This is a genomic window from uncultured Thiodictyon sp. (assembly GCF_903946935.1).
GTDB lineage: Bacteria > Pseudomonadota > Gammaproteobacteria > Chromatiales > Chromatiaceae > Thiodictyon.
This window is the reverse complement of record NZ_CAJAXH010000119.1, coordinates 18,141-30,708: the sequence shown is the minus strand read 5'-3', so window position 1 is coordinate 30,708 and position 12,568 is coordinate 18,141. Positions and strand designations below refer to the sequence as shown.

The 12,568-nt window shown below is 62.1% G+C and carries 9 protein-coding genes; all 9 read right to left on the bottom strand.

Features of this window, described 5'->3' with window-relative positions:
• Positions 1-3 precede the first annotated feature (3 nt).
• Complete coding sequence (locus QZX93_RS10370; protein ID WP_295392253.1) at positions 4-876, bottom strand: A24 family peptidase; 873 nt, start codon at positions 874-876, stop codon at positions 4-6.
• Positions 877-906: 30 nt separating this feature from the next.
• The gene (locus QZX93_RS10365) at positions 907-2,154 is read right to left on the bottom strand and encodes a type II secretion system F family protein (RefSeq protein ID WP_295392252.1); all 1,248 of its coding nucleotides are present in this window, start codon (positions 2,152-2,154) and stop codon (positions 907-909) included.
• A 5-nt stretch (positions 2,155-2,159) separates the two neighbouring features.
• A complete protein-coding gene (pilB, locus tag QZX93_RS10360) occupies positions 2,160-3,872 on the bottom strand; it encodes a type IV-A pilus assembly ATPase PilB (RefSeq protein WP_295392250.1) in 1,713 nt (570 codons plus the stop codon).
• Positions 3,873-4,044: 172 nt separating this feature from the next.
• Positions 4,045-4,878: an NYN domain-containing protein gene (locus QZX93_RS10355; protein ID WP_295392248.1), complete on the bottom strand. Its 834-nt coding sequence runs from the start codon at positions 4,876-4,878 to the stop codon at positions 4,045-4,047.
• 88 nt (positions 4,879-4,966) lie between these two features.
• A complete protein-coding gene (gene acs / locus QZX93_RS10350; RefSeq protein WP_295392246.1) occupies positions 4,967-6,916 on the bottom strand; it encodes an acetate--CoA ligase in 1,950 nt (649 codons plus the stop codon).
• Between the two features lie 317 nt (positions 6,917-7,233).
• Positions 7,234-7,737, bottom strand: a complete 504-nt coding sequence (locus QZX93_RS10345; protein ID WP_295392244.1) for a DUF1648 domain-containing protein — start codon at positions 7,735-7,737, stop codon at positions 7,234-7,236.
• A gap of 97 nt (positions 7,738-7,834) precedes the next feature.
• Positions 7,835-10,852, bottom strand: coding sequence for a DEAD/DEAH box helicase family protein (locus QZX93_RS10340; RefSeq protein ID WP_295392242.1), 3,018 nt, complete (start codon positions 10,850-10,852; stop codon positions 7,835-7,837).
• Complete coding sequence (locus QZX93_RS10335) at positions 10,849-11,910, bottom strand: macro domain-containing protein (RefSeq protein WP_295392240.1); 1,062 nt, start codon at positions 11,908-11,910, stop codon at positions 10,849-10,851. Before QZX93_RS10335 ends, QZX93_RS10340 begins: the two co-directional genes overlap by 4 nt.
• A gap of 17 nt (positions 11,911-11,927) precedes the next feature.
• Entirely contained in the window at positions 11,928-12,557 is a 630-nt protein-coding gene (locus tag QZX93_RS10330; protein ID WP_295392238.1) for a DUF4433 domain-containing protein, read from the bottom strand.
• Between the last annotated feature and the right edge of the window lie 11 nt (positions 12,558-12,568).

Sequence of the window (12,568 nt, the reverse complement as noted above, 5' to 3'; positions counted from 1 at the left end):
CGCTTACGACAGACCGCTGATCCGCAGATAGGCGTCGTTGATCGGCTGGCCCCAGATCAGGCAGACCCAGCCGGCCACGGCCAGGAAGGGGCCGAAGGGCATCGGCACGCCGCGACCGTGGCGCCCGGTGACGATCAGCAAGGTACCGAGTAGGGCCCCGGTCACCGCCGAGAGCAGGATGATCTGCAACAGCAATTGCCAGCCGAACCAGGCCCCAAACAGCGCTAAGAGCTTGAAGTCGCCGTACCCCATACCCTCCTTGCCGGTCGCCAGGCGAAACAGTTGGAACACGCTCCACAGACTCAGATAACCGGCGGCGGCACCGATGATCGCGGACCTGGGGTCGGTGAAGAGTCCGAACAGGCTCAACAGCAGGCCGACCCACAGCAGCGGGATGGTGATGGAGTCCGGCAACAACTGGGTGTCGTAGTCGATGAAGGCCAGCGCGATCAGGGCCCAGGTCAAGGGCAGCGCGGCCAGGGCCTGCCAGGTCAGGCCGAAATGCAGGACCACCATCAGGGTGAGCAGCGCGGTGAGGCCCTCGATGAGCGGATAGCGCAGGCCGATATGCACCCCGCAGGCGGAGCAGCGCCCGCGCAGAAACAGATAACTGAGGATCGGGACATTCTCCAACGCGCGAATGCGGTGCCCGCAGGCCGGGCACTGGGACGGCGGTTGGGCGAGACTGAGCGCCGGTGAGTCGCCATCGGTGGCCGACCCTGACAGCTCGGCGCATTCGCGCCGCCACCCTGCCTCCATGATCCGCGGTAAGCGCAGAATCACGACATTGAGAAAACTCCCGATGATCAGCCCCAGGGCCAGGGCAGAGCCGTAGAGCAGGGGCGGGTTCTGGGCAAAGATTTCAATCCACGGCATGGTCGGGCTCAGTGATTAGTGGCCAGTGCTTTAGACGACTGAGCCGAGCTTGAAAATCGGCAGATACATGGCCACCACCAGGCTACCCACCATACCGCCGATGACCACCATGATCATGGGCTCCATGAGACTGCTGAGGCTGTCCACGGCGTTATCGACTTGCTCCTCGTAGAAATCGGCGACCTTACCGAGCATGTCATCCAGGGCGCCCGACTCCTCGCCGATGGCGGTCATCTGGACCACGATATGTGGGAAAAGATTGCGTTGGCGCATCGCGAGCTGTAGTGACTGCCCCGTCGCCACCTCCTCGCGCATCTTGAGCACCGCCTCCTGGTAAATGATGTTACCGGTGGCGCCGGATACGGATTCAAGCGCCTCGACCAGGGGTACGCCAGCAGCGAACATGGTCGACAAGGTGCGAGCGAAGCGTGCCAATGAGGCCTTGTTGAGAATACTACCGATGACCGGGATCTTGAGTATGCCGCGGTCCACGATCTCGCGGAATTTCCGTGAGCGCTTGAACACATAGCCGATCCCCCACACGACTCCGAAAAGCCCAAAACCGACCGCCCACCACCAATCTCGCAGCACGTCGGACAGGCCGATCACCGCCAGGGTAAAGGCCGGCAGGTCCGCGCCAAAGCTGCTGAACAACGTCTTGAACTGGGGGATGACGAACAGCAGGATCACCACCGAGACGAGGATGGCGACGACTATGACGGCCGTGGGGTAGAATAGGGCCTTCTTGATCTTGCCCTTGATCGATTCCGTCTTTTCTTTGTAGGTGGCGATCTTATCCAACAGGATATCGAGCACACCCGCCTGCTCGCCGGCGGCGACCAGATTACAGAACAGGTCGTCGAAATAAAGCGGGTGCTTTCCCAAGGCCTCGGCCAGTTGGGTGCCACTCTCGACATCTTGCTTGACGGCAAGGATCAGGTCCTGCATGGAGGGGTTGTCGTGTCCCCGTCCGACGATATCGAATGACTGGACCAGTGGGACACCGGCGGCCATCATGGTGGAGAGTTGGCGGCTGAACATCGCGATGTCACCGGCAGTGATCTTCTTCCCGCCGCCAAAGATCGACTGGGCCTTTTTCTTGACCTTGGTGGCGTTGACCCCTTGACGCCGCAGGTCGGCACGCACCGTGGCGATGTTGGAGGCACGGGTCTCGCCCTTGACCTTGACGCCGCGCCGATCCGTGCCTTCCCAGTGAAACACATAGGCCTTCTCAGCCACAGGTTGAGGCTTTGCCCTCTTTTTTGTTGCCAATGCCATCGCTATCAGTCCTTGGTGACTCGATTAATCTCGGCCAGACTGGTGGCCCCGGATTTAACCTTGCGCAGGCCCGACTGCCGCAGGTTGGCTACACCCTCAAGCGCTGCCTGGTCAGCCAATTGGAGCGCGTTACCGCCCTCCATGATGAGCCGGCTGATGGCATCGGATATCCCCATCACCTGAAAGATGCCCACCCGGCCCTTATAGCCCTTGTTGCAGCGTTCGCACCCGACCGGGCGGTAAATGGTGATGCCTTCGTCGACCTCCGCCTCCGTAAACCCCTCCTCGAGCAGGGCCTCGCGCGGTATATCCGCGGGCTGCTTGCAGTGTGGACACAGCCGTCGGGTCAGACGCTGGGCCATGATCAACAGGATCGCCGAGGCAATATTAAAGGGGGCCACCCCCATGTTGGCGAGTCGGGTGAGCGTTTGCGGGGCATCGTTCGTGTGCAGGGTAGAGAGCACCATATGCCCGGTCTGGGCCGCCTTGACCGCAATCTCGGCCGTCTCCAGGTCGCGGATCTCGCCCACCATTAGCACATCCGGGTCTTGGCGCAAGAAGGCGCGCAGGGCCGAGGCGAAGGTCAGGCCGCTCCTGGGATTCAGGTTGACTTGGTTGATGCCCGGGACCTGGATCTCAACCGGGTCCTCGACCGTTGAAATGTTGATATCTGGCTTATTGAGTATGTTGAGCGCGGTATAGAGTGACACGGTCTTGCCGGAGCCGGTGGGTCCGGTTACCAGCACCAGGCCGTACGGCTTGGCGATAGCGGCAAGGAAGAGTTCGCGCTGCTCCACCTCGAAACCGAGCGCCTCGATTCCCACCTGCGCCGCCGTGGAGTCCAGTATCCGCAGGACGACCTTTTCACCGTAGAGGCACGGCAGGGTGTTGACGCGAAAATCGATATCGCGGCTGCGGCTCAATTTGAGCTTGATACGCCCGTCCTGGGGGACCCGGCGCTCGGCGATATTCATCCGCGACATGACCTTGAGTCTGGCCACCAGGCGCCCGGCGATGTTGAGCGGCGGATTGGCGACCTCGCGCAGCATACCGTCCTGGCGGAAACGGATGCGGAAGTATTTCTCATAGGGCTCGAAATGGATGTCCGAGGCCCCGCCGGTGATTGCATCGACCAGAATCTTGTTGACATAGCGCACCACCGGGGCCTCGTCTACGTTCAGGTCCGCATCGTCGTCTTTGTCCTCGTCATCCCCCGCGAGCTCAAGGTTTTCCAGGTCCGTATCCATGAGGTCAGTCATGGTGGTGTCCTGGGAGTCGATGGCCTTGTCGATGGCGGCCGCGAGCTTGTCCTCCTCCACCAGCACTGCGTCCGTGGCGAGCCCGGTGTTGAAACGGATCTCCTCCAGGGCCTGGCTGTTGGTCGGGTCCGACAAGGCGAGGAAGACGCGGTTGCCGCGGCGGAACAGGGGCAGCGCCCGGTGCTTGCGCAGCAGCTTCTCATCCACCAGGTTCAGCGGCATATCCGCCAGTTCGATGGAGGTCAAGTCCAGCAGCGGGACGCCGAACTCATGAGACGCGGCAATGGCGATCTGCCGACTGTCGAGCAGCTTCTGATCGACCACATACTTCACGAAGGGCTCGTGACGGCGCAACGACTCGGTGGTCGCGTCCGCCGCCTGCTGTTCGGTCAGCAAACGGTCCCGTACCAGGCGCGAGGCGAGGCCCGAGGGTTTCATGGAGGTCTGAGTGGTCGCCATTGGATGCCTGTCCGATTCGGGCGGCCCCGCGGGGTGCGGGGCCACGATCCGAGCTATACCGTCCGCCATCGCTCCCCGCCATGGCCGGACCCATCGTAGCGCCACGCCCTGGCGGGCGTCGACACCAGGACCCTTACCGGTGTCGGTACGCGCACGTCACGCCCTGACCGGGCTAGCGGTTGACTGAAAAGGCGAGCCTGACGTTCTTGGCCACCAGTCCGTTGTCCTTTTGCTCACTCTCGTTGACATAGAACTCCAGGACGGTCTCCCGATTCATCAACAGGTCCTCGGTGACGTCGTCAGCCAACTCGTTGACATGACAGAAGACACTGGCGTAGGGCGAGCCCTCCGCCCGCGGGTCCGTGACCCACAGGTCGGGTGAGATGTGGTCCATGATCCGCAAAAAGCCATAACCCTTGTCGGCAATCCACTTGGTGCAGACCCCACGTACGCACGAGCCGGACTTGCCCCACTCATTGCGCGGCTCATAGGAGACGGGCACCAGATCGGGGATCAGAAAGCCGGAATAGAATGCATCCACTTCCCGCTGAAGATCGCGGGAGACGTTCTTGAAGCCGATCAGTTCCACCCGACAGCCCTTATTCTGCAGGGCATTCACCACTTGGATGAAATCGCCGTCCCCAGTGACCAGCAGGACCTGGTCGAGCTTGTCGGCCTGGAGCATGGCATCCACCGCCATATCGAGATCCGCGTTGGCCTTGGTGGTGACATTGCCGGCCTCATCGGTATAGCGGCGCACCAACTTGACCGTGATCTTCCAGCCAAAGTCGCGCACCATCTGCTGATAGATGCGCGATTTCTTGGCGTATTCCATATCCTCCCGGGCGCGCTCGGCATCGAAGGCCATATAGGTGTTCAAACGTTGCAGGACCCCGTTCTCGCGGGCGGCGAACCGGCGCAAGACGTCATAACGCATCTGGTAGCCGCCGTTGTAACGGACATTTTCGGCGTCGACAAAGACGCCCACACGACGATGAGAACTCAATTTAACCCCTGGGAAACAATAAGTTAATCGAATCAGACTGCATCGGGAGACGCCCCGCGCGCAATGCGCGGTGCGTCCCGCCGCCGTCCTACTTGTTGGCGCGCCCCTCGATCAGATCGTTGACCACGGTCGGATCGGCCAGGGTCGAGGTATCGCCCAGGGTGTCGATCTCGTTGGCCGCGATCTTGCGCAGGATGCGCCGCATGATCTTGCCCGAACGGGTCTTGGGCAGGCTCGGCGCCCACTGGATGAGATCGACGATGGCGATGGGCCCGATCTCACCGCGCACCATGGCCACCAGTTCCTTCTTGAGTGCATCCGTGCCCTCAATGCCCTGCATCGGGGTCACATAGGCATAGATGCCCTGACCCTTGATGTCGTGCGGATAACCCACCACCGCGGCCTCCGCCACATGCGGATGCAGCACCAGGGCCGACTCGATCTCCGCGGTCCCCAGGCGGTGGCCGGAGACGTTGAGCACGTCATCGATGCGCCCGGTGATCCAGTAGTAGCCGTCCGCGTCGCGGCGGGCACCGTCACCGGTGAAATAGCTCCCGGGGTACTGCTTGAAATAGGTGTCGATGTAGCGCTGATGATCGCCGTAGACGGTACGCATCTGGCCCGGCCAGGGCCGCGTGAGCACCAGCGCGCCCTCGCCCGGTCCGTCGATCAGGGTGCCGGTGGCCGCATCCACCAGGGCCGGGACCACGCCGAAGAAGGGCTTGGTGGCAGAACCTGGCTTGAGCGGTGTGGCGCCCGGCAGGGGGGTGATCAGGTGGCCGCCGGTCTCGGTCTGCCACCAGGTGTCGACGATGGGGCAGCGGTTGTCGCCCACCACCCGATAGTACCACTCCCAGGCCTCAGGGTTGATCGGTTCGCCCACTGAACCCAGGATGCGCAGCGACTTGCGGGAGGTCTGAGTGACCGGCTCCTCGCCGGCGCGCATCAGCGAGCGGATGGCAGTGGGGGCGGTGTAAAAGATGTTGACCTGGTGCTTGTCCACGACCTGCCAGAAACGCGACATGTCCGGGTAGTTGGGGATACCCTCGAACATCAGCGAGGTGGCGCCATTGGCCAGCGGGCCATACACGATATAGGTGTGACCGGTCACCCAGCCCACGTCTGCCGTACACCAGTAGATCTCACCTTCCTGATAGTCGAAGGTGTACTTGTGGGTCATGGCGGCAAAGACCAGATAGCCGCCGGTGGTGTGGAGTGCGCCCTTGGGCTTGCCGGTGGAACCGGAGGTATAGAGGATGAAGAGCGGGTCCTCAGCGTCCATCGGCTCAGGCTCGCAGGCGGGGGCGGCCTTGGCCATCTCCTCGTGGTACCAGACATCGCGGCCCTCCTTCCAGGCCACGGTGCCGCCGGTGCGGCGCACCACGACCACGGTGGCGACGCTGGGGCACTCCTCCAAGGCGGTGTCGGCGTTCTTCTTCAGGGGGACATTGCGACCGCCGCGCACACTCTCATCGGCGGTGATGACCACCCGGCAGTCGGAGTCCAGGATGCGGTCGCGCAGGCTGTCCGGGGAGAAGCCGCCGAACACGATCGAGTGTACCGCGCCGACCCGCGTGCAGGCGAGCATGGCCACCGCGGCCTCCGGGATCATCGGCATATAGATGCACACCCGGTCGCCCTTCTTGACCCCATGGGCCTTGAGGACGTTGGCAAATTTGCAGACCTCCGCGTGCAGTTCGCGGTAGGTGATCTTGCGGTCTTCGGCCGGGTTGTCCCCCTCCCAGATGAGCGCGACCTGCTCGCCACGCTTTTCCAGGTGGCGGTCCAGGCAGTTGTAGGAGACGTTGAGCTGGCCGCCCTTGAACCAGTCGATGTGCATGTCCTCCGCATCGAAGCTCCAGTCCAGCACCGAGTCCCAGGGCTTGGACCAGGTCACGAACTCCTTGGCCTGCGCGGCCCAGAAGGTCTCCGGGTTCTCCAGCGAATCCTTGTACATCGCCGCGTAGCGCTCCGCGTTGATGTGGGCCTTGGCAGCGATGGCCGCGGGGACCGGGTAAACCTTATCGTCGTGCGACATGTGGCATGTCCTCATGGTGGTGGTGGTGGCGTCCAGCGAAATCGACGCGTTGGTGCTTGCTGGACCCAGGGCAAAGGTGCGGTCGCCAATACTAAACGCTAGGCTAGCGGCTTTCCAAGCGGGTTCTCTCCCCAGGGCTGCGGCCCCCGCTCCGCGGAGGCCGCAGCCCTGGGGACCGAATCGGATTTCCGACGAAGGGGCCGGCACAGGGTTGATCTTTTACCACTCTAGATTACTGGTTAAGCGCGGTAACGCGGTTTCTGCGCGTACGGGGTGCCCCCCGGCCGGCTCTGGTCGATCGGGCGATGCACGAGTACTCACCGCGGCACGTTACGGAAATGCCTGATGAGGAGCAATGCCCAAGCAACCGTCGCGATGGCGAACGCCGCGAGACCGCCGAAAAACCACGGCATCGACAGGTGCGGCGGGGCCAGCGCGTTGGCACGCACGACGAGCCAATGCACGTAGCAGAGGAAAATCGCCAAGAGACAGCCGACATAGGCCATGTGCGCGCGCAGCGCCACGACCGTCGCGGTGCGCCGGGCCGGGGCCAGCCAGTAGTCGCGATTCGGCAGGTTGATGCGGGCCCGCGGGTGGCGCAAGCCTGCGGCAGGCAGGAGCACCAGCACCGATGGCAACACAACGACGAATCCGAGCATGAACCGGACATAAAAATCGCGCGGCATGAACCCGTTTGCCAAACCCGCGGCCCCGAAATGGGATGCGACGCGCGGCGGCAAACCAAGGCTGGTGAACCAGACAAAGGCTGCTGCGCCGATCACTATGACCAGAAAGACCGTCGTTGCGTTGGATCGTTGCATGTTTCACCGTTCCGCTTGTCTACTCACCCGCATAATACCACTGGGCAGACTCAATGAGTCCCCCGCACACGAAGAACTCAAGGCAGTCGTGGTGTCATCACCCCAAGAGGTTATCCAGTGAGCGCGCCACCAGATAGCGCGCCGGCGCCGCGCCGACCGCCAGCGCCTTGAAGTGTGCCTTACCGCAGGCGATCTTGGCGCCCTCGGTGCGGCGCAGGTCATCCGCAAACAGACTGCCCTTGGTCTCGACGACCAGATACAACCGCTCACCGCCCTCCACCATGACCAGCACCGCCCAGTCCGGGTTGTAACTCCCCAGCGGGGTCGGAACCTTGAACCAACCGGGCAGCTTGGCATACAGCTTCACGTCGGCGTTCTTCTCCAGTCGGTCGGCAAAGGTCGCCTCGGTGTCCGAGTCGAAAACGACGTGCTCGTACACTGACTTCTTGGTGTCCTTGAGCATGTTCTTGAGATATCCGCTCAGTTCCTCCTGCTCAAACAACTCCTGCGCAAAGTAGTGCTCCGTACCCAGTCGCTGGTACTTTATTCCGTCGACCACCGCCAGGCGCTTGCATCGGTTGATGGTCTGCGCGGTCAGCTCGATGAACTGCTGCGGATTGCCCCTGAAGTCGTCAAGCCGTCCGCAGCCGGTGAGGATGCGCAGGATGGTGCGGCGGGTGAGCTGGGTGCGGTCCTGCAGGTCGGTAAGCACGTCGGGGACCTCGATGTCGGCCTCGTTCGGTGACACCGTTGCGGCGCCCTCGCGCTCGGTCGCTGCCACCCCCGCCTTGCCGATCGCGATATCGGCCTTTCGCCAGTGGATGCGTGCCTTAAACACGGGCGGCCCATCGCGCACCGCGGCGATACACTGGTTGATCAGCTTCTCGTTGTCGAACTGCACGCGGTACGTCGTCTTGTGCTTGATGCGGTCCCACAGCGCCTTGAATTCGGGACTCAGGAATACCCCTTTGCGCACACCGACTGGCCGGCGCTCGTCGGCGTTCCTGATCTCCAGCCGCCCGGCCAGCTTTCGCAACACCGTCGTGATCTGATCGAGCAGCGGGGTGAAGGGCTCGGGCACCGAAAGGGTGCCATCCTTGAGCGCTTTCCTTAGCGCGTCCTGGACCCGACACTTGGCATCAATGAAGCCCTGTGCCTTCAGGTACTCCCATAGGGTCTCAGACAGCGCGAAGCCCAGCGGCGCCTGCCGGCCATCCTCGCCGGTGACCGAAATCGCCGCGAACTGATGCCGCTCCACGATACCAAAGCGGATTCCGGTGTCCTGCTCGATCTCTTTCTGGAGGTTCTCGGCGAACTCCTCAAAGCTCTCGGTCGCCACCACGGTCAGGGTGTTGACGTCGAAGCCACGCACGCGCTGGCCAGCCTGGTTGACACACAGTCGCAGGCCCCGGCCGATGGTCTGTCGCCGCTCGCGTTCCGTCTGGATGTCGCGCAAGGTGCAGATCTGGAACACGTTGGGATTGTCCCAACCCTCCCGTAGCGCCGAATGCGAGAAGATGAATTTGAGCGGCGTCTCCATGCTCAGTAGCCGCTCCTTGTCGCGCATGATCAGCGTGTAGGTGTCGTTGTCGGCCTGGGTGTCGCCGCGCGTATTCTTAAGGACCTCGACCGACTTGCCGCCCACCTTCTTCTTGTCGATCGAGAAATAGCCCCCATGCACCTCCTCGGCTGTGTGACTGAGGTCCACTTCCTCGAACAGGCTGCTGTAGTCGGGGTGCCGGGCAAGTCGCTGGTACTCCTCCTCAAAGATGCGTGCATAGGCGCCTTTGCCTGGGTTACCGTCCGCGTCGAACTGCCGATAGCGGTCCACCGCGTCGATAAAGAATAGGCTCAGGACCTTGATCCCCTCCGGGCGCAGCCGCTTCTCCTTGTCGAGGTGCTCCTTGATGGTGCGGCGGATCATCTGGCGCTGCACGGCCAGTGGGTCCACGTCTCCCCAGGCCTGGCCTACGAGCAGAAAGTGTTCTCCACCCGGTACCCGTAGCTCCATGAACTCCTTGCCCGCCTGGACGCGAATCTCACCGATACGGCAATCCCGGTAGAGCGCACGCCGTGTCGTCTGCTCCAGGTCCTCACCGTCCTGAACGACGACCTCGCGCCGTGCGACACCGGACCCCGCCGCCACATCCAGCTCCACCCGCGCACTGATGACACCGCGCTGATTGCCGACCGACACCAGCCGCACGAAGGGGCGATTGTGCGCCCCTTCTACGGTCGCCGACGCCACCTCGATCTGCTTGACCAGCTTACGCTCGTAGGCGTCCACCGCGTCGAGCCGGAACACCATGTGGTGCTTATCGGCGTGGGTGGCGGAGTAGCGCAGGGTGCAGAGCGGGTTCATCTCGTTGAGCGCCTCCTTGCCCTTCCCTGACAGACCGCCATCGACGCTTTGCGGTTCATCCACGATCAGGATAGGCCGCGTGGCCCGGATCAAGTCGATGGGCCTCTCGCCCCCCGTCTTCTCGCTGTCCTTGTAGAGGTTGTTGACGTCCTTCTTGTTGATGGCCCCCACGGTCACGATCATGACCTGAATCTGTGAGCTGGTGGCGAAGTTGCGCACCGGCCCCAGCTTCGACGAATCATAGAGGAAGTAGTCGTAGGGCGTGCCGGCATACAGCCCCTTGAAGTGTTCCTGTGTAATCTCAAGGGTCTTGTAGACCCCCTCTTTGATCGCCACCGACGGGACGACAATCACGAACTTGGCGAAGCCATAGCGCTTGTTCAGCTCAAAGATGGTTCGCAGGTAGACGTACGTCTTGCCGGTCCCCGTCTCCATCTCCACCGTGAAGTCGCCCGAAGCCAGTGACGTAGAGGGTCGAAGACCGCCGCGAAGCTGGATCGCGTGCAGGTTTTCCAACAGCTCATCGTCCAACAGGGTCAAACGGTTACCGATGCCCAGGTCCGACTCCGCGATGCCGAGCGTCAGCTGCTCAGAAAGCGTGCCAGGCAACAGTGAATCCGCATCGGCCGGCGGCGCCCCCTTCATGGTGACGGTGAATTCGGTTCGGCAGACCTCCTGGCCGCGGAATAGGTCGCAGACCGCTTCGATGGCCTGCAGCTGGAAATCCAGGTTGGGTTCAAAGTGCAGTTTCACGCTTGCACGCCCCTGATGGGTTGAGAAATCCAACCCTGGTTCGACAGAACCTGAACGGCGATTCCGATCTGTCGCGGCGTGAACTGCCGTTTGCGTGCGTTCCAGGCGTAAGTACGCTCGACAATGTCGTCGATTGTTGACACTGGCATCTGTGTTACGACCCAATGCACTGTGGACAGTAGATCGAGTCCAAAGGGGGACTCGAAGCCCTCCACCAGTGACGCAACCCGGTCGAAGCGCACACGGGTGTCGGCATGAGCTGACAAGAACCGCGTCGCGTCTTCAACGGCGCCCGGTACCAAGCTAAGCGGCTTGTCCGGTGCGTCGCCGCCATCCGCATAACCCACCGTCAGATGCCCCTCAATGGCGTGCAGCACATGGCGTAGATTCTCGGCATAGGGGCCATACGGTGCCTGCTTGAACGTGAGCCGCAGCGGCTCGCCAGCGCCTTGCATAAAGTACATCAGCTTGTGCACTTCCAGCAGGGTCACAAAGGGATCAAGCAGGCCTGCCAGATAGCGATTCATCAACTCCACCAGCGCGGCCCGTCCTGGAGTCATCTTTGGTACCTCGCGGTTGCGGGCCATGACCTCTGAAGCTGGCGCGCCTTTGGGCTCGTAGATGGCGACATGAACGTCAGGGAGTCGATTCAAAGCCGCTTCGATACGCGGCCTGACATCGGCCCAATCAAGACCGCCAAGCCCGCTGCCAAGGGGCGGAATCGCGATGGAGCGAATCTGCTTCTCCTGGATCAACGTAACTAACGCTTTGAGCCCTGCCTCAATGTCCTCGATCCGGCTCTTGCCGCGCCAATGACGTTTGGTCGGGAAGTTGATGATGTAGCGCGGTGCGGTAAGCCGGCCGGTCTCGAAGAAAAACATCTGTCCGGGTTGTACCTCGCCCCGCTTGCAAGCCGCGGCGTAAGCATCGAAGTTCTCCGGATAGACGCGCTTGAACTGCAACGCGATGCCGCGACCCATCACGCCCACGCAGTTCACGGTATTGATGAGCGCTTCGGATTCATCGTTCAGGATGTCGCCGCTTGTGAAGTCGATCATGGCTGACACCTCCTCTTTCAGTAGTACCAGTCGGTACGAATATCGACCGCTGGCCGATGGCCATTGACGGGCAGGGCATTGGTTGCCAGCTGAAAAGTCGCGCGGGAATGCACGCCGATGCGTTCGACGAGATTCCAGGGAAAACTGTGCTCCAGCAGAAACTCGGCCTGCTTGCCGTCCTTGCATGACTGCCAATTACGCGTCTGAACTGCATTCCAGTCGATTTCGCTTAAACGCGCAAGATCGCAGCGGTCTTCAAAGAAGTACGATCCAGCATTCGAGAGGGTGAAGGCCCAGCGCCGCCCTTGCTGATTCGCCCAGGCCACAACCTGGTGCAGGTCGGCCTCCAGGTGAATGATCGGGCCTTGGCCGCCGCGGTATCCGAGTTCGGGATGGTTGGCCTGATAGATCAGATACAGCATGACCGAGCGCGGGCAGAAATAGAACGGCACGCAATCACCCACATGCACGCCCGGCTGGCTGCTTAAGGTGAGGGTGGTCAGGCGTCGTTGCTTGATGTTGCTCATACCAATCGTGGTGCCGGCCGGCGTGCGACGGACCACCTCTGCATCGCACCACAGGCAGCCGTCCGCCACGATAGAAGGTAGCCGGTCCACATGGGCAATGTGGTACAGCTTGGGCTGCATTGGGGGTGCCA

Excerpts from the sequence above, each read along its gene's own strand:
- QZX93_RS10370 (WP_295392253.1), bottom strand. The coding sequence starts at position 876 with ATGCCGTGGATTGAAATCTTTGCCCAGAACCCGCCCCTGCTCTACGGC.
- QZX93_RS10365 (WP_295392252.1), bottom strand. The coding sequence starts at position 2,154 with ATGGCATTGGCAACAAAAAAGAGGGCAAAGCCTCAACCTGTGGCTGAG.
- pilB (WP_295392250.1), bottom strand. The coding sequence starts at position 3,872 with ATGGCGACCACTCAGACCTCCATGAAACCCTCGGGCCTCGCCTCGCGC.
- acs (WP_295392246.1), bottom strand. The coding sequence starts at position 6,916 with ATGTCGCACGACGATAAGGTTTACCCGGTCCCCGCGGCCATCGCTGCC.
- QZX93_RS10345 (WP_295392244.1), bottom strand. The coding sequence starts at position 7,737 with ATGCAACGATCCAACGCAACGACGGTCTTTCTGGTCATAGTGATCGGC.
- QZX93_RS10335 (WP_295392240.1), bottom strand. The coding sequence starts at position 11,910 with ATGATCGACTTCACAAGCGGCGACATCCTGAACGATGAATCCGAAGCG.
- QZX93_RS10330 (WP_295392238.1), bottom strand. The coding sequence starts at position 12,557 with ATGCAGCCCAAGCTGTACCACATTGCCCATGTGGACCGGCTACCTTCT.